Origin of the sequence: Micromonospora sp. NPDC047467 (assembly GCF_040643095.1) — a bacterium.
Lineage (GTDB): Bacteria > Actinomycetota > Actinomycetes > Mycobacteriales > Micromonosporaceae > Micromonospora.
In genome coordinates this window covers 134,698-151,678 of the sequence record NZ_JBEYTO010000002.1, presented here as the reverse complement: position 1 = coordinate 151,678, position 16,981 = coordinate 134,698, and the positions used below count along the sequence as shown (strand labels likewise).

The 16,981-nt window shown below is 71.0% G+C and carries 14 protein-coding genes; 6 read left to right on the top strand and 8 right to left on the bottom strand.

The features are described 5' to 3' along the window. Window positions 1-145 precede the first annotated feature (145 nt). From ABZ780_RS04965 to ABZ780_RS04940, 6 genes are all read right to left on the bottom strand, one after another. Window positions 146-1,762, bottom strand: a complete 1,617-nt coding sequence (locus tag ABZ780_RS04965; protein ID WP_357484272.1) for a glycoside hydrolase family 13 protein — start codon at window positions 1,760-1,762, stop codon at window positions 146-148. A 149-nt stretch (window positions 1,763-1,911) separates the two neighbouring features. Further along, a complete protein-coding gene (locus tag ABZ780_RS04960; RefSeq protein WP_357484269.1) occupies window positions 1,912-2,799 on the bottom strand; it encodes a carbohydrate ABC transporter permease in 888 nt (295 codons plus the stop codon). 14 nt (window positions 2,800-2,813) lie between these two features. After that, window positions 2,814-3,770, bottom strand: coding sequence for a sugar ABC transporter permease (locus ABZ780_RS04955; protein WP_357484267.1), 957 nt, complete (start codon window positions 3,768-3,770; stop codon window positions 2,814-2,816). Between the two features lie 76 nt (window positions 3,771-3,846). After that, a complete protein-coding gene (locus tag ABZ780_RS04950) occupies window positions 3,847-5,226 on the bottom strand; it encodes an extracellular solute-binding protein (protein ID WP_357003641.1) in 1,380 nt (459 codons plus the stop codon). A 399-nt stretch (window positions 5,227-5,625) separates the two neighbouring features. Beyond that, complete coding sequence (locus ABZ780_RS04945) at window positions 5,626-6,630, bottom strand: LacI family DNA-binding transcriptional regulator (RefSeq protein ID WP_357484264.1); 1,005 nt, start codon at window positions 6,628-6,630, stop codon at window positions 5,626-5,628. Window positions 6,631-6,873: 243 nt separating this feature from the next. Further along, window positions 6,874-8,349 (bottom strand): FAD-dependent oxidoreductase, encoded by a 1,476-nt coding sequence (locus ABZ780_RS04940; RefSeq protein ID WP_357484261.1) that lies wholly within the window; start codon window positions 8,347-8,349, stop codon window positions 6,874-6,876. Between the two features lie 90 nt (window positions 8,350-8,439). Between ABZ780_RS04940 and ABZ780_RS04935 the strand changes: the two genes are divergently transcribed. Continuing rightward, the gene (locus tag ABZ780_RS04935) at window positions 8,440-9,516 is read left to right on the top strand and encodes a serine hydrolase domain-containing protein (RefSeq protein ID WP_357484258.1); all 1,077 of its coding nucleotides are present in this window, start codon (window positions 8,440-8,442) and stop codon (window positions 9,514-9,516) included. A gap of 11 nt (window positions 9,517-9,527) precedes the next feature. Here the strand turns inward: ABZ780_RS04935 and ABZ780_RS04930 are convergent, their stop codons facing one another. Together ABZ780_RS04930 and ABZ780_RS04925 are read right to left on the bottom strand one after the other, a co-directional pair. Next, window positions 9,528-10,853, bottom strand: a complete 1,326-nt coding sequence (locus tag ABZ780_RS04930; RefSeq protein ID WP_357484255.1) for a deoxyribodipyrimidine photo-lyase — start codon at window positions 10,851-10,853, stop codon at window positions 9,528-9,530. Then, entirely contained in the window at window positions 10,850-11,773 is a 924-nt protein-coding gene (locus ABZ780_RS04925; RefSeq protein WP_357484252.1) for a phytoene/squalene synthase family protein, read from the bottom strand. The genes ABZ780_RS04930 and ABZ780_RS04925 overlap by 4 nt, the downstream gene beginning before the upstream one ends. Window positions 11,774-11,838: 65 nt before the next feature. Between ABZ780_RS04925 and ABZ780_RS04920 the strand changes: the two genes are divergently transcribed. The 5 genes from ABZ780_RS04920 to ABZ780_RS04900 all read left to right on the top strand — a co-directional run bounded on the left by ABZ780_RS04920 (window position 11,839) and on the right by ABZ780_RS04900 (window position 16,901). Then, a complete protein-coding gene (locus ABZ780_RS04920) occupies window positions 11,839-12,981 on the top strand; it encodes a polyprenyl synthetase family protein (RefSeq protein WP_357003623.1) in 1,143 nt (380 codons plus the stop codon). 25 nt (window positions 12,982-13,006) lie between these two features. Next, on the top strand, window positions 13,007-14,488 hold the full coding sequence (crtI, locus tag ABZ780_RS04915; protein ID WP_357484249.1) for a phytoene desaturase family protein: 1,482 nt from the start codon (window positions 13,007-13,009) through the stop codon (window positions 14,486-14,488). Next, window positions 14,485-15,105: an isopentenyl-diphosphate Delta-isomerase gene (gene idi / locus ABZ780_RS04910; protein WP_357484247.1), complete on the top strand. Its 621-nt coding sequence runs from the start codon at window positions 14,485-14,487 to the stop codon at window positions 15,103-15,105. The genes crtI and idi overlap by 4 nt, the downstream gene beginning before the upstream one ends. Further along, a complete protein-coding gene (locus tag ABZ780_RS04905) occupies window positions 15,095-16,042 on the top strand; it encodes a MerR family transcriptional regulator (protein ID WP_357004813.1) in 948 nt (315 codons plus the stop codon). Before idi ends, ABZ780_RS04905 begins: the two co-directional genes overlap by 11 nt. 73 nt (window positions 16,043-16,115) lie before the next feature. Continuing rightward, on the top strand, window positions 16,116-16,901 hold the full coding sequence (locus ABZ780_RS04900) for a polysaccharide deacetylase family protein (protein WP_357484245.1): 786 nt from the start codon (window positions 16,116-16,118) through the stop codon (window positions 16,899-16,901). The last annotated feature ends 80 nt before the right edge of the window (window positions 16,902-16,981 follow it).

Below are 16,981 nucleotides of genomic sequence, written 5' to 3'. Positions count from 1 at the left end.
CCTCTTTCGGGGGTGGGGTGAAGTGCGTTGCCCGATGACGGATGCTGGGTACGCCCGTTCCTCCTTCCTCTCTCGGTGCGCGAGGGCCGGTTGGGTGGTGCCGGCGGACTGGACGGGACCGCCGACGCCACCTCAGCCGGCCAGGTCAGCCCAAGGCGGCGCCGTCCGCCGCGTGCGGCCCGTCCGCCAGTTCGGGGGTACGCAGCCAGACGGCGGTGTCCGACGGCAGCAGACCGTCGTCGAGTGGGCCGCTGGCCAGCAGCAACTCCCCGTCGGCGGGCAGCGGCACCGCCGTGTCGGAGAGGTTGACCAGGCAGCGGAAGCCACCGCCGCGGCTGAAGGCGAGCACACCGTCCGGGGCGGGCAACCAGCTCAACCCGCCGTCGCCGAGCGCCGGATCGGCCCGTCGGACCCGGATCGCCGTCCGGTACAGCTCCAGCATCGAGGTCGCGTCGCCGGTCTGCGCACGGGCCGTCCGGTCCTTCCAGTCGGCCGGCTGCGGCAGCCAGGGAGCGGCCGCGCCCTCCGGGCTGAACTCGAACGGCGGCTCGTCACCGGCCCAGGGCAGCGGCACCCGGCAACCGTCCCGACCGGGGTCGACCCGGCCGGAGCGTTCCCACATTGGGTCCTGGCGCAGGGCGTACGGGATGTCTTCGACCTCCCAGAGACCCAGCTCCTCGCCCTGGTAGACGTAGGCCGCGCCGGGCAGTGACAGCGACAGCAGCGCGGCGGCCCGCGCCCGGCGGGTGCCCAACTCCAGGTCGGTGGGGATCCCCTCGCGCTTGGCGGCGAAGCTGAACGTGGTGTCCGCCCGGCCGTAGCGGGTGACGTGCCGGGTGACGTCGTGGTTGGAGAGCACCCAGGTGGCCGGCGCGCCGACCGGGGCGTGCGCGCTCAACGTCCCGTCGATGCTCTCGCGCAGGGCGGAGGCGTCCCAGGCGCAGCCGAGGAAGTCGAAGTTGAACGCCGCGTGCAACTCGTCGGGGCGCAGGTAGTTGGCGAACCGCTGCCGGTCCGGCAGCCACACCTCACCGATCAGCGCCCGCTCGCCGGGGTAGGAGTCGGCGACCCGCCGCCAGCCCCGGTAGACGTCGTGCACGCCGTCGAGATCGTGGAACGGGTGCGGCTGGTCCGGCCGGACCTCGGGCAGCGTCCCGTCCTTGACCAGCAGCCCGGCCGAGTCGATCCGGATGCCGTCCACGCCCCGGTCGAACCAGAACCGAAGGATGTCCTCGAACTCGGCCCGCACCCGGGGGTGGTCCCAGTTGAAGTCCGGCTGCTGCGGAGCGAACAGGTGCAGGTACCAGTCGCCGGGGGTCCCGTCCGGGTTGGTGGTGCGGGTCCAGGTCGGGCCGCCGAACTCGCCGACCCAGTCGGTGGGCCGCTCGTCGCCGTTCGGGCCCCGGCCGGGGCGGAACCAGAACAGGTCCCGCTCGGGCGCTCCCGGGCCGTCGGCCAGCGCGGCCTGGAACCACGGGTGCGCGTCGGAGCAGTGGTTGGGCACCACGTCGACGATCGTCCGGATGCCGAGCTCGTGCGCCTCCGTGATGAGCGCCTCCACCTCGGCGAGGGAGCCGAAGACCGGGTCGATGTCGCGGTAGTCGGACACGTCGTAGCCGGCATCAGCCATCGGCGACGGATACCAGGGACTGAACCAGATCGCGTCGATGCCAAGTGCGGACAGGTGGTTCAGCCGGGACCGGATGCCGGCGATGTCGCCGATGCCGTCGCCGTTGCCGTCGGCGAAGCTACGTGGATACACCTGGTAGATAACCGCTCCACGCCACCACGGACTGCTGTCTGCTGTGGACACGAGCACCTGCTTTCTGCGTCAGTACGTCGACAGGTCGCCGACCTGAATATGTGTCGGGCGAACCACCGTTGTTCGCCGCGGGACGTAGCGGTGATTGGCTACCCCTTGATGCTGCCCGTGGTCAGACCGGACATGATGTTCCGCTGGAAGATCAGGAAGACGATAACGGTCGGGATGGCGGCGATGACCGACGCGGCGATCACCACGTTCATGGGCGTACCGCCGGAGAAGGCGTAGATACCCACGCTGACCGTCCGGGTCTCCGGCGACGGCATGACCAGCTTGGGCCAGAGGAAGTCCTTCCACACCGCCGTCACCGCGAAGATCGAGACCACGCCGAGAATGGGACGCGACAGCGGCAGGATGATCGACCAGAGCGTGCGCAGCGACGTCGCCCCGTCCATCAGCGCGGCCGCCATCAACTCCTCGGGAATCGAGTCGAAGAACCGTTTCAACAGGAAGATGTTGAATGCGTTCGCGACCAGGGGCAGCCAGATGGCGAACGGTGAGTCGAGCAGGTTTATGTGGACGATCGGCAGGTCGATCACGGTCACGTACTGCGGGACGATGAGCACCATCGCCGGAATCATCAGCGTCCCCAGCATCAGGGCGAGAATGACGTTGCCGAACATCGGTCGAAGCTTCGACAGCGAGTACGCGGCGGCGGTGTCGAAGACCAGTTGGAACAGCACCGCGCCGGCCGCGTAGTAGAACGTGTTGAACAGCAGCTTGGCCAGGGCCAGGTTGTTCCACGCGTCGACGTAGTTCTGCGGCTGCGGGTCCTTCGGGAACAGCGACGGCGGGGTCTGCGCGATCTCCTGGCCGGACTTGAGCGCGCCGGTGACCATCCAGTAGAGCGGCCCGAGGAAGACGAGCGTGAAACCCGCGACGACGACCGCGAGCAGCGCCCAGTAGATGATCCTGCCGCGCCCCCGGGTGAGCTGGGCGTGTGAGATGAGGGTCCGGGTGCCGGAGTCCTGTGCCATGTCCTCGCCCCGTCCTAGTCCTGTTTCGCGCTCAGCCGCAGGTACACGGCGGAGAAGCCGGCCAGCACCACGAGCATGATCACGCCGAGCGCCGCAGCGCCGTTGAGGTCGTTCTGGAAGAACCCGTGCTGATAGATGAGGTACGCCACCGACGTCGCGGAATCCTCCGCGCCCGCGCCGTTGGCGAGGATCAGTGGCTCGATGAAGACCTGCATCGTGGCGACGATCTGGAGCATCGCCAGGAGCGCGAGGATCAGCCTGGTCTGCGGGATCGTCACGTGGCGGATCCGCTTCCAGATCCCGGCGCCGTCCAGCTCGGCAGCCTCGTACAGCTCGCCGGGAATGTTCTGCAACGACGCCAGGTAGATCAGCACCGCGCCACCCATGTTCATCCAGGTCGAGGCGAGCACCATCGCCGGCATCGTCATCCCGGGCGACTGCATCCACTGCGACGTGGGCAGGTGCAGCGCCTTCAGGATCGCGTTGAACAGCCCCGCCTCGCTGGGGTCGTACGCGTAGAACTTGAAGAGGAACAGCGCCGAGGCCGGCGGCAGCATCACCGGCAGGTAGACCAGGATGCGCAGGTACCCCTTGGCGTGGCGGAACTCGTTGAGCAGGACCGCCACGAAGAACGGCACCACGTACCCGAGGACGAGCGCGAGGACCGTGAAGTAGAGCGTGTTCTTCCAGGCGGTCCAGAAACTCGGGTCGTCGATGATGCGGATGTAGTTGTCCCAGCCGACCCAGGTCGTCTCACCGCGCCGGGTCCGCTGGAAGCTCATGACGATGCCGCGGATCATCGGGTACCAGGAGAAGACGACGAAGCAGAGCACGGCACCGATCAGGAACGCGTGGCCGGTGAGGTTGTCCCGTACCTTGCGGCCGAGGCTCGTGCGCTGCGGCCCCGCCGAGTACGGCGACGTCGGGCGGCCCGGTTTCCTGGGGGTCTCCGGGACGGTGGTGATCGCCAAGGCAACTCCAAGTCAGTGACGCGGACGGTGCGGCGCGGGGTGTGGGGGCCGGTGCCACGGCCCCCACACCTGCCGATCAGCTCTCGGCGGCCAGGAGCTGGTTGACCTTGTCCTCGGCCGTCTTGAGCAGTGCGTCGATGTTCGAGTTCGGGTTCGTCAGCACCCCGGACATCGCGGCGTCGAGCACCGCGTAGATCGCCTGTGCGTTGCGCGGCTCACCCTTGATCGGGACCGGGGTCGCCTCGAAGAGCACGAAGTTCGCCGTGTCGACGTTCGCGTTGGCCTTACGCAGTTCGAGTTCCTGCTTCTGCGTCTCACTGCCGTTGGCGAAGAGCAGCGGCTGCGGCAGACCCACCGGGTAGTTCTGCGGCTTGGCCCGGACGTAGTCGAACTGGCCCTTGCCCGGAGTCAGCTTCTGGTACGCAATCCACTTCAGACCGGCCTTGACCTGCTCGGGGGTGAGGTCCTTCTTGAAGAAGTAGCCCTCGCCACCACCGAGCGTCCCCTTCGCGGCACCGTCCTGGCCAGGCAGCGGGCTCATCGCCCAGTCCTGGAACTTGCCCTGGAACTGGCTGACGATCGCCTGGGTCGCGTCCGGCGCGCCGATGAACATGCCGACCTTGCCCGCGCCGGCGTTGGTCAGCAGGTCACCCCACTGCAGGAGCTGGCGGGCGCCCATGCTGTTGTCGCCGTACCGCATGTCCTTGAGGTTCTGCAGGACCTGCTTTCCCATGGCGTTGTTGAAGTCGGCCTTCTTGCCGTCCTCGGTCAGCACCTGGCCACCCTGGGAGTAGAGCAGCGAGGTGAAGTGCCAACCGCCGGTGTTGCCGGCGCTGTACTCCGAGTAGCCGGCGATGCCGTTGCCCAGCGCGGAGATCTTCTTGGCGGCGGCCCGGACGTCGGCCCACGTCTTGGGCGGGTTGTTCACGTCGAGCCCGGCCTGCTGGAACAGGACCTTGTTGTAGACCAGGCCCATCGAGTAGTTCTTCACCGGTACGGCGTAGAGCTTGCCGCCGTCGGTGAAGACGCCCTTGAGCGCCGGGTCGACGCTGTCCCAGGTGGGGATGGTGTCCTTGTTGGCGTACGCGGAGATGTCCATCGCCTGACCGGAGTCGAGCACCTGCTGGAGATCGGTCATGTACCCGTAGAACACGTCCGTCACGGTGCCGCCGGCGAGGCGGGCGGTGAAGTCCGGCGGGTTGTTGCACTGCTCGCCGACGCTCACGCTCTTGATGACGATGTCCGGGTTCTGCCGCTGGAACTCGGCGACATCGTCGTTCCAGTTCTTCAACAGCTCTTTCTGGGCACCGACCGGCTGGCAGTCGACCGTGATGGTGACCTTTCCGCCGGCGGTCGTGTCCTTGTCGTCGCTCTTCGTGGAGCACGCCGTGAGGCTGAGCCCCAGGCCGGCCACGAGCGCTAACGCGGCAGCCTTTCGGTATTGCGGTACGGACATCTGTCCATCCCTTCGGGAACGGGTGTCTCCGTGAACTTCGCTGATCTGCGGTGATGCGACCTGACGCCCAGTAACGGCGTCCGAGCCAGGTGTGAGTGAGGTCACTGTAGCGACGTCGACTCATCTCGGCAAGACGTCGACTTGCTTCTGAAAGGACACGACTTCTCAACGACAGATACAGACAGCAGCGCGCGGCACGCCGGCTCTGGGAGCTTTTGGAAGCGTTTGGACCATCGGTGTTCGGGCTGGCGCTGCCGGGGTTGCAGCGTCAACGAAAATGGCCGACGACCGCCGGAAGCGGTCGACGGCCGAGCGTCGTCCAATGGGGACCAGACCGGCATAACCGGAGGTCGGGCTAATGATCGACGGCGCGGCCCGGCGCGGAGTGGGTGCGAGGGCTCAGCGGCGAGGGGCGGGTGCGGTGGAGCCCCGAACAACCAGCTCCGGCTCGAACAACAGCTCGTCCTGCAGGACGCCGACACCCTCGATCTGGGTGACCAGTAGGTCCACCGCGGCCTGCCCCATCGTCTCGATGGGCTGCCGCACCGTGGTCAACGGCGGGTCGGTGCAGGTCATGAACGCCGAGTCGTCGAAGCCCACCACGGAGATGTCCGTCGGCACCGAACGACCCAGCCGCCGGGCGGCCCGGATGGTGCCCAGGGCCAGCACGTCGCTGGCGCAGATGATGCCTGTCACGCCCCGCTCGACCAGTTTGGTCGCGGCGACCCGCGCACCCTCCATCGAGAAGCTGGATCGCTCGACGCACTCCCGCTCGACGTCACCCCAGCCGGCGGCCTGGACCATCGCGTCCAGCTTGCGGCGCGACGGCACGTGCCCCTCCGGGCCGAGCACCATCCCGATCCGCTCGTGACCGAGCGACCGCAGATGCCCGTACGCCTGCTCGACCGCCACCGCGTCATCGGTGGAGACCCGGGGGAAACCCAACTCGTCGACACCGGCGTTGACCAGCACCACCGGAAGGCCCCGATCGGTCAGCCGGCGGTAGTGGTCGTGTCGGGCGTCGGCAAGCGCGTACGAGCCACCGGCGAAGATCACCCCTGAGACCTGGTGGTCGAGAAGCATCTCCACGTAGTCCATCTCGGACACACCGCCGATGGTGCGGGCGCAGAGGGCCGGCGTGTAACCGCGCTGGGCGAGAGATCCGGTGACCACCTCGGCGAGCGCCGGGAAAATCGGGTTCTGCAACTCGGGCAGTACAAGCCCGACCAGTCGGGCACGCTCGCCGCGGAGCTTGGTCGGTCGCTCGTAGCCCAGCACGTCCAGTGCGGTCAGCACCGCCGTCCGGGTCGCCTCGGACACCCCGTCCCGGCCGTTGAGCACCCGACTGACGGTGGCCTCGCTGACGCCCGCCTTCTTGGCAACTTCAGTCAACCGCTTGGTCACGGCCGCAATCGTACGTCACCAGAATGAAAGAAATGAACAGCAGAATCGCCAAATTTTGCTGGCTCGCTGCGGCATCTTGCCGCCCTGAGCACGATCGTCCGCGTGCCGTCGGCGCCGACTGGCGCTTCCTCGGGAGGCCGGGCCTGCAAGTGGGCCTGATGTCTCAGCGACATCAATATGTCGCTGAGACATCAGGCTCTTTCGGGCGGGCAGGCAGCGTCCCCTGGGAGACTGCTGGCCGGGTCAGGACAGGTTGCGGAGGGCGTCCTCGATGGCGCGGTGGAAGGTCGGGTACGCGTAGATCATGTGCCGGAGCTGACTCAGCGGCACCGCCGCGTGCACTGCCACGACCAGCGCGGAGAGCACCTCGCCACCGGCCGGGCCGACCGAGGTCGCGCCGACCAGCACACCCTCGTCGGCGTCCGCGATGAGCTTGATGAAGCCCTCGTCGCCGACCTGGTGGATCCAGCCCCGGGTGGAGCTGCCCAGCTTGGTGAAGCCGACCTGCACGTTGATGCCACGCTCGCGGGCCTGCCGCTCGGTCAGGCCGACCGCGCCGACCTCGGGGTCGGTGAAGGTCACCCGGGGCAGCGCACGGTAGTCGGCGCGCGGCACGCTGCCGGCCGACCCGCTCGACCCGCTGGCGGCCAGCGAATTGGAGGCGCCCATCGCGCCGCCGACCACACTGGCGGTCCCGCTGGCGTCCGGCCCGGCATTCGCCTGCCGAGCATGGGCCAGCACGTCGGCCACCACGATCCCCGCCTGATACATGGCGATGTGCGTGAACGCGCCCTCGCCGGTCAGGTCGCCGACCGCCCAGATGCCGTCGGTCACGTGCAGCCGGTCGTCCACCGGCAGGTAGCGCTTCGTGGAGTTCACACCGACCGTGTCCAACCCCAGCTCGTCCAGGTATGCCCGGCGGCCGGTCACCACCAGCAGTCGATCGGCGGTGAACTCCGCCCCGCCGACCCCGTGCAGCGTGAACCGGCTGCCGTCGTGCTCGACCCGCTCGGCGCGTACCCCGGTGTGGATGTCGACGCCATCGGCGCGCAGCGCCGCGGCGGCCACCTCGGACGCCTCCGGCTCCTCGACGGCCAGCACCCGGTCCAACGCCTCCACCACCGTGACCCGGACGCCGAAGCGGGCGAAGACCTGGGCCAACTCCAAGCCGATTGCGCCGCCGCCGAGCACCAGCATCGACTCGGGTAGCTGCTCGACCTCGATCGCCTGGTGGTTCGTCCAGTACGGGGTGTCGGCCAGCCCGTCGATCGGCGGCACCGAGGGTCGGGTGCCGGTGCCCAGCACGACGCCGTACCGAGCCTGGAACACCTGGTCACCGACCCGGACGCGGCCCGGCCCGTCGAGGCGGCCACTGCCCCGGACGAACCGGCCGCCCTTGCCGGTGAACCGCTCGACCGCGACCCGGTCGTCCCAGCTGTCGGTGGCCTCCTCGCGGATCCGCTTCGCCACCGGCGCCCAGTCCGGCTGGACCTGCGCCGTCCCGGCCAGCCCGTCGACCCGGCGCGCCTCGGCCAGCGCGTTGGCTGCCCTGATCATCATCTTGCTCGGGATGCAACCCCAGTACGGGCACTCGCCACCGACCAGATCCCGTTCGATGCCGACGACGCTGAGCCCGGCCTCAGCGAGCCGCCCGGCCACCTCCTCGCCGCCGACCCCGAGCCCGACCACGACCACATCCACCAGCTCCGGCTCTGCCACTCCGACAGCATCCCCCAGCGGCCCCACCCCGACCACCGGGGTGCGAAAAAGTCGGCGTGCTCATCGGGCCGCGCCGCCTACGGTGGCCTGATGCACGCACGCTTCGCTCCGGTCCGGGACTGCTTCCACGACCTGTTCACCAGCGGTCGGGAAACCGGCGCCAGTCTGGCCATCTGGTACGACGGTCAGCCGGTGGTCGACCTGGTCGGCGGGTCGCGGACCACCGACGTGCCCGGCGGTGAGCCGTGGCGGCCGGACACGCTGGTGAACGTCTACTCGGTGGGCAAGCCCGTCGCGGCACTCTGCCTGTTGATGCTTGTCGACCAGGGGCGGGTCGATCTCGACGCGCCGGTGGCGCGGCACTGGCCGGAGTTCCGTGCCCCGGCGACCGTGCGCCAGGTGTTGTCGCACACCGCCGGGCTGCCGGCCTTCCCGGTGCCCCGGCCGGCCGCCGCAATCAACGACTGGGCGCTGCTCGCCGGCGACCTGGCCGCCGCCGACCCCGAATGGCCGCCGGGCTCGATGGCCGGTGAGCACGCCTGGACGTACGGGCACCTGGTCGGCGAGCTGGTCCGCCGGGTGGACGGCCGGTCGGTGGGCCGGTTCCTGGCCGAGGAGATCGCCGGCCCGTGGCGGCTCGACCTCGCGTTCGGGCTGGCCGCGGCCGATCAGCGGCGCTGCGCGGACCTGCGCTACGGCGACCCCCAGTGGCCGACCCGGGCGCTCGGCGAACCGGGCTCGTTGCGGGCGCGGGCGATGGGCAACCCGGCTGGCGGGCTCGACCTCGCCGTGCTGAACAGCCCGCTCTGGCGGGGTGCCGAGATGCCGGCGGTCAACCTGCACGCCACCGCCGCCGGCCTGGCCCGGCTCTACGCTGGTCTGCTGGCCGGTGGTGTCCTGGACGACGTCCGCCTGGTCAGCCCCGAGCTGGTGGCGGAGGCGACCCGGGTCCAGTACGACGGGCCGGACCTGGTGCTCGACCGGGTCGCCCGGTGGACGCTCGGCATGCAGTGGGAGCCGGACGGCAGCTGGGGCATGGGTGGCATCGGCGGCAGCAGCGCGTGGGCCGACCCCGGACGGGGCTACACCTTCGCGTACGCCACCGCCCGGCTGGCCGAGCACGATCGGGTCGACGAGTTGGCCGAAGCGCTGCACTCCTGCCTCTGACCGGAGGGCTCTCAGCGCAGCCAGACCGGATCGGTGCCGGGCACGGCGAGCGGCGGTGGATAGTCGAGCGTCAGGCGGAGCGCCCCGGCCAGTCGCCACGGTTGGTGCACCGCCTTACCCCGCACCGCCGCCAACTCCGGCACCCAGCGGCGTACGTAGTCACCGCTCGGGTCGTACCGCTCGGCCTGCCGGACGGGGTTGAACCCCCGGTACGGCTTGGTGTCGTTGCCGGTGCCGGCGACCCACTGCCAATTGCCCGAGTTGTTCGCCACGTCACCGTCCAGCAGCCAGCGGAAGAACACCGCGACCCCGGCCCGCCAGTCCTGCCCGAGGTGCTTGGTCAGGTAGCCGGCGGTGATCAGTCGCGCCCGATTGTGCATCCAGCCCTGCGCCCGCATCTGCCGCATCCCGGCGTCCACGATCGGCATTCCGGTCCGACCCTCGGCCCAGGCCGTCAGCGCGTCGCCGTCGGAGCGCCACCGCTCGGCGGCTCCGCGTCGGTACGCCGCCGTCGAGATCTCCGGAAAGGCGGCGGTGACCTGGTAGTAGAAGTCCCGCCAGCAGAGCTGCCGGACGAACGGCCCGGACCGGTCGCCAACGCGGTTGGCGACCGCCAGCGGAGACACGCAGCCAAAGCGCAGGTACGGGCTGAGTCGGGAGGTGTCGTCGCCGGCCATGTCGTCGTGCTGGTCGCCGTACCGGCCCAGGTCGGGCAGCCAGTCGGTGAGTCGTTGTCGGGCGGCCCGCTCGCCGCCGACCACCGGGTCCGGTGAGTCCCCGGCCGGCGGTGTCGGCAGTTCGCCCACGGGCACCCCGTCGGGCAGGGCGATCCGGAGCGGCGCGGCCAACTCCTCGCGCCACCGGTTGGCCGCCCAGGCCCGGTGGTACGGGCTGAACACCCGGTAGTGGTCGCCACCGCCACCGGGGCGCAGGGCCCCCGGCTCGACCACGGTCAGCCCGGGAAAGAGGCGCAGGTGCAGCCGGTGCCGTTCGCACTCGGCGCGCAGTCGCCGCTCCCGGTGACGCGCGTGACGGCTCACGTCGGCGGAGAGCGCGACGTCTGTGGCACCGACCTCGTCAGCCAGCCGGATCGTCTCGGCCACCGGGTCGCCGCGCCGCACCACCAGGTCACCGCCGCGCTCGCGCAGCGCGTCGCGCAGGTCGGCGAGGGCCTGGTGCAGGAACCGGGTGCGGTTGGCCGACAGCCCGGCCAACGCCGGGTCGAGCACGTACAGCGGCACCACCCGGTCGAACGCCGCGCAGGTGGTCGCCAGCGCCGGGTTGTCGTGCACCCGCAGGTCGCGGGTGAGGAGCACGATCGCGGCGCCAGCGGTCACCGGTCGGCCGGCTGGACCGTCGGCCCGGGAACCGTGACGGGGGTACCGGTCGAGGTGAGCAGGGCGCGGGCAGCCACCGCCATCCGTCGCCGCTGCGGCACCAGGGCCCGTCGGGCGAAGACGTCGTAGCCCTGCGCGGCCACCTCGTCGAGGATGCCGCCGTAGAGCGCGTACGCGGTGCGCATGCAGGCCTGTGAGGCCGGCGCGAGCATGGTGATGCCCGGCGCGGCGGCCGCGTAGTGCGCCTGGGCGCGGGTCACCTCGTACTCGATCAGCTCTCTGGTCCGGGACGTGCCGCGCCCCCGGGCGCGGGCCTCGAGCAGGTCGTCGCGAGTGACGCCGAACTTCGCCAGGTCCTCGTCCGGCAGGTACGTGCGGCCCCGGTCGAGGTCCTCGGCGACGTCCCGGATGAAGTTGGTGAGCTGGAAGGCGAAGCCGAGCTGCCGGGCGGGCTCACGGGCGGCCACCGGGTCGGAACTGCCCAGGATCGGCAGCATCATGGTGCCGATGACGGCCGCCGAGCCCTCCATGTAGTCGAGCAGGTGGTCGTACGTCGGGTACGCGGTGACGGTCAGGTCCATCGCCATGCTCTTGAGAAACGACGCAAAGTCGTCTCGGTCGAGGTCGAAGATGGCGATCGTGTGCAGCACGGCCGGCAGCAACGGGTCGTCGACCGGCGCGCCGTGCAGGCCGGCGACGAACTGCCTGGCCCAGTCGTCGAGCAGGGCGGCCCGCTCCGCCGGTGGAAGGTCCTCGGTGCGGTCGACGATCTCGTCGGCGTACCGGGTGAAGCCGTAGAGCGCGTGCACGTGTCGCCGTTTCCAGGCGGGCAACAGTCTGGTGGCGAGATAGTAGGTGCGGCCGTGACGTTTGTGCAGCTCACGGCATCGGTCATAGGCAGCGGTGAGATCCGTGTCCACCGGACCCTCCTCATTTATCGACGCACCAATCGACGCAACTCGTAGCCTAGGGTACGCTCGCCCTCATGGCCAACGACGCAGCGGCGGGCAACACGATCCGGCTGGCGCCAACCGGGCCGGCCGACAGGGACGATCCGGTCCGCGCCGTCCTGGCTGCGTACACCCATGACCTGAGCACCGCGGTGGATGGCACCCTCACCACTTTCCTCAGCGCCGAGGTCGAATCACTCGCCGACATCGACGCAGCGATGGGCGCATTCGCGTCCGCTGCGCGGGACGCCGTCCTGGCCGGCGGCAAACGTCTCCGATCCACCTTCGCGTACTGGGGCTGGCGTGGCGCGACAGGCGGCACCGAATCACTCGGACCGGTGCTGCCCGCGCTGGCCGCCCTCGAACTGCTGCACACCTTCGCTCTGGTGCACGACGACGTGATGGACGCCTCCTCCACCCGTCGCGGCCGGCCCACCGCGCACGTCGCGCTCGCCGCCCAGCACGTCGCCGCCGGTCATCGCGGCGATCCCGGCCGCTACGGCGAGGCGGCCGCGGTGCTCATCGGGGACCTCTGCATGGTCTGGGCCGACCGGCTGCTGGCACACGCCGCGGTGCCGCCGGCCCGGCTGCTGGAGGTCCGCCGCTGCTACGACCAGATGCGGGTGGAGACGATCGCCGGGCAGTACCTCGACGTGCTCGGCGAGAACGACGCGGCCAACTGGTCGGTCGACCGGGCGCTGCGGGTGGCCCGCTACAAGACCGCCAGCTACACCGTGCAACGACCGCTGCTCTTCGGCGCGGCCCTGGCCGGGGTGAGCGCCGATGCCCCGCTCGTCAGCGCGTACACCCGCTACGGCCTGGCCGTCGGCGAGGCGTTCCAACTCCGCGACGACCTGCTCGGTGTCTACGGCGACCCGGCCGCCACCGGCAAGCCGGCCGGCGACGACCTGCGCACCGGCAAGCCGACCACGCTGCTCATGCTGGCCCGGAAACTGGCCACGCCAGCCCAGCTCAGGGCGTTGGATCGCGCTGGCGGGGGGCCGGTCGACCGGTTCGCCGAACTGATCGCCGACACCGGCGCGGTCGCGCGGGTGGAACGGATGATCGCCGAGCGGGTCGGCGACGCGCTGGCCGCGCTCGACGCCACACCCGTGGACCGGACGGCGCGTACGGCGCTGACCGGGCTGGCCACCGCCGCCACGAACCGGCGGGCCTGATGAGCGACTCTCTCAAGGAGGTCACGTGCGCACGGTGACGGGACGAACGGATCGGGTGGTGGTCGTCGGTGCCGGCCTGGGCGGGCTGGCCTGCGCGCTGCACCTGGCCGGCAGCGGCCGGCAGGTGACCGTGCTGGAGCGGGAGCCGGTGCCCGGCGGGCGGGCCGGCCGGCTCTCGGTGGACGGCTACGACTTCGACACCGGCCCGACGGTGCTCACCATGCCCGACCTGATCGCCGAGGCGCTCGGTGCCGTCGGCGAGGAGCTGCGCGACTGGCTCGACCTGACGCCGCTCGACCCGGCCTACCGGGCGTACTACCCGGACGGCTCGACCCTCGACGTGCTCACCGACACCACGCGGATGGCGGCCGAGATCTCCCGGGTCTGCGGGCCACGGGAGGCCGACGGCTACCTGCGTTTCGTCGACTACGCGCGGGAGCTGTGGCGGCTGGAGCGGGCCGACTTCATCGAGCGCAACCTGGACGCGCCAACCGACCTGATCACCGGCAACCTGCTCAAGCTGCTCACCGGCGGGGCCTTCCGCCGCCTCCAGACGAAGATCAACCAGTTCTTCCGGGACCCGCGTACCCAGCGGATCTTCTCCTTCCAGGCGATGTACGCCGGGCTCGCCCCGCACGACGCGCTCGCCATCTACGCGGTCATCGCGTACCTCGACTCGGTCGCCGGGGTCTACTTCCCGCGCGGCGGCGTCCACGCGGTCTCCCGCGCGATGGCCGGCGCCGCCGAGAAGCACGGCGTGCAGATCCGGTACGACACCACGGTGACCCGGGTGGAGACCGCGAACGGCCGGGCAACCGGAGTGCTCACCGCCAACGGCGAACTGGTGCCGGCGGACGTGGTGGTGCTCAACCCGGACCTGCCGGTCGCCTACCGGGACCTGCTGCCCGCCGCCCCCAACCGCCGTCTCACCTACTCGCCGTCGTGCGTCGTCCTGCACGTCGGCTCACGGCAGGGATATGCGAAGATCGCCCACCACAACATCCACTTCGGCCGGGCATGGAAGGGCACCTTCGATGAGGTCATCCGCAGGGGCGAGTTGATGACCGACCCATCGCTGCTGGTGACCAACCCCAGTCGGACCGACCCGTCGGTTGCCCCACCGGACCGGCACACCTACTACGTGCTCGCCCCAGTGCCCAACCTCGACCGGGCGCCGTTCGAGTGGCGAGGTGACCTGACCCGACGCTACGGCGACCAACTGATCGGCACTCTGGAGGAGCGCGGCTACGTCGGCTTCGGCGACGGCGTCGAGGTGCTCCGGGCGATCACCCCGGCCGAGTGGGAAGAGCAGGGGATGGCCGCCGGCACCCCGTTCGCCGCCGCGCACACGCTCTTCCAGACCGGCCCGTTCCGCCCGTCGAACCTGCACCGCGACCTGTCGAACGTCGTCTTCGTCGGCTCCGGCACCCAGCCGGGGGTGGGCGTGCCGATGGTGCTGATCTCCGGCAAGCTGGCGGCCGGTCGGATCACCGGGGAGGGCCGATGAGCAGCCGCGAGGACCACCTCGTCGAACTGGTCGACGACGCCGGGCAGGCCCACGGTGAAACCACCGTCGCGGCCGCCCACCAACCGCCCGGGCAACTGCACCGGGCCTTCTCGGTGCTGCTGGTCGACCCGGACGGTCAGGTGCTGCTCCAGCGGCGGGCCGCGATCAAGACCCGGTTCCCGCTGCGCTGGGCCAACTCGTGCTGCGGCCACCCCCTACCGGGCGAGTCGCTCGCGGAGGCCGCCAACCGGCGGCTGCGCGAAGAGTTGGGCACCGGCCCGGTCGAGCTGACCGAGGTCGGCGTCTACGTCTACTACGCCGAGGACCCGACCACCGGTCGGGTCGAGTTCGAGTACGACCACGTGCTGCGCGGCGAGTTCCTGCCCGCCGCCCCGCTGCAACCGGACCCGGACGAGGTGGCCGAGCTGCGCTGGGCGGACCCCGCCGCCCTCGAGGCCGAGTTGGACCGCGACCCCCGGTCGTACGCACCGTGGCTGGGCGGGGTGGTGAACCGGCTGCTGCGCCCCTCTGGCTCGACGTCGGGCGCCCCCGGCCCGGCCGTGACCCCGCCCGGATCGTCGGCGGATGACGCGGCGGAGCGGTCGGGTGGCCGATGAGGCGCTGAGCGCTGGCGCCGTCGCGCGGCGGCTGGGGGTGGCGGTCACCACGCTGCGCACCTGGCACCAGCGCTACGGGCTCGGCCCCAGCGAGCATGTCCCGGGCCACCACCGCCGGTACACGCCCGCCGACCTGGCCCGCCTCGAAATCATGCGACGGCTCACCGCCGAGGGCGTGAGCCCCGCTGAGGCGGCCCGCTGGGCCCGCCAGGCACCGAGCCAGGTGGCCTCCGACGCCGTCCGCAACGGGGGCCGGATCCGCCCCCTCACCCGCGACGGCGGCGGATCCATCCCGGTGGGTCGTGCCGGCCCGGCCGCCCGAGGGCTGGCCCGCGCCGCCATGCGACTCGACGCCGCCGCGATCAGCGAGACGGTCGCACACACCCTGGCCGCCACCGGTGTCGTCGCCACCTGGGAGACCCTGCTGCGCCCCGTGCTCGCCGGCGTCGGCGAACGGCACGCCGCCACCGGCGCGCTGATCGAGGTGGAACACCTGATTTCCCGCTGCGTCTCGGAGGCGTTCGCGGCAGCCAGCCGGGCCCACGCCCCCACCGGCCCCGCCCGGATCCTGCTCTCGTGCGCCAACGAGGAGCAGCACAGCCTGCCCCTGGAGGCGTTGGCCGCCGCGCTCGCCGAGGTCGGGGTCGGCTACCGGATGCTGGGTGCCCGGGTGCCGTTGGCCGCCCTCGTCGAGGCGGTCACCCGCACCGGGCCGGCCGCCGTGGTGCTCTGGTCGCACACCCGGGCAACCGCCGACCCGGCCCAGCTCGGTGCGCTGCTCACCGCGCCTCGCCGCCCGCTGCTGATCCTCGCCGCCGGCCCCGGCTGGCAGGCCGACACACTGCCCGCCGGGGTGGTGCGGCCGTTCGACCTGGCCGAGGCGCTCTCGCTCGCCGTCGCCGTACGCGACTCGCTGGACCAGGCGACGGGGGCCTGACCGGCTCTGTCGGCTTTGCGCGGCTTCCACTACCGTCGGTGGTCCGCCTGCCCCGACCCCCCGGGAGCGAACGATGCAAGCCCGCGCCGCCCTGGCGTCCGTCCTCGCCGTGGTGCTGGCCCTGTCCGGTTGCGCTGAGCCAAACCGCACCATCCACGCCACCGACGGGTCGCAGCCGACCGAGTCGACCACCCCGACACCCACCCCGTCCCCGCGCCCCACCCGCACCAAGCCGCCGAAGCCGCCGCTGCGACCACTACCGACCACACTCCCGGCCGGCCTGCGGCGCAGCACCGGCGTACGGCCGGTGGCGTTGACCTTCGACGACGGGCCCAGCCCGGCCTGGACCCCCAAGGTGCTCGACCAACTGCGGGCAGCCAAGGTGACCGCCACCTTCTGTGTCGTCGGCCACGAGGCCCAGCGCCACCCCGAGTTGATCCGACGGATCGTCCGGGAAGGGCATCAGCTCTGCAACCACAGCTGGCGGCACGACCTCGATCTGGCCCGCCGGCCGGCCGCCGAGATCCGGGCCGACCTGACCCGGACCAACAGGGCCATCCAGGCGGCGGCCCCGGGCACCCCGGTGACCTTCTACCGCCAGCCAGGCGGCCGGTGGACGGCGGAGGTGCTGGCGGTGGCGAAGGAACTCGGCATGCGCCCCCTGCACTGGACCGTTGACCCGCAGGACTGGAACAAGCCGACGGCCGCGACGATCACCAAGCGTGTCCACTCCGCCGCCCGCCCCGGGGCCATCGTGCTGCTGCACGACGGCGGCGGCGACCGGGCTGCGACGCTCGGCGCCTGCCCGCACCTGATCGCCGACCTGAAGCGCCGCTTCGGCATCACCCGACTCCGCTAGATCGGCCCTGACCTGCGGTTATGCGGCCTGTCACGGCTCCCGCGATACCGGTTTTGTCGACCGACCAGGCATCACGTATG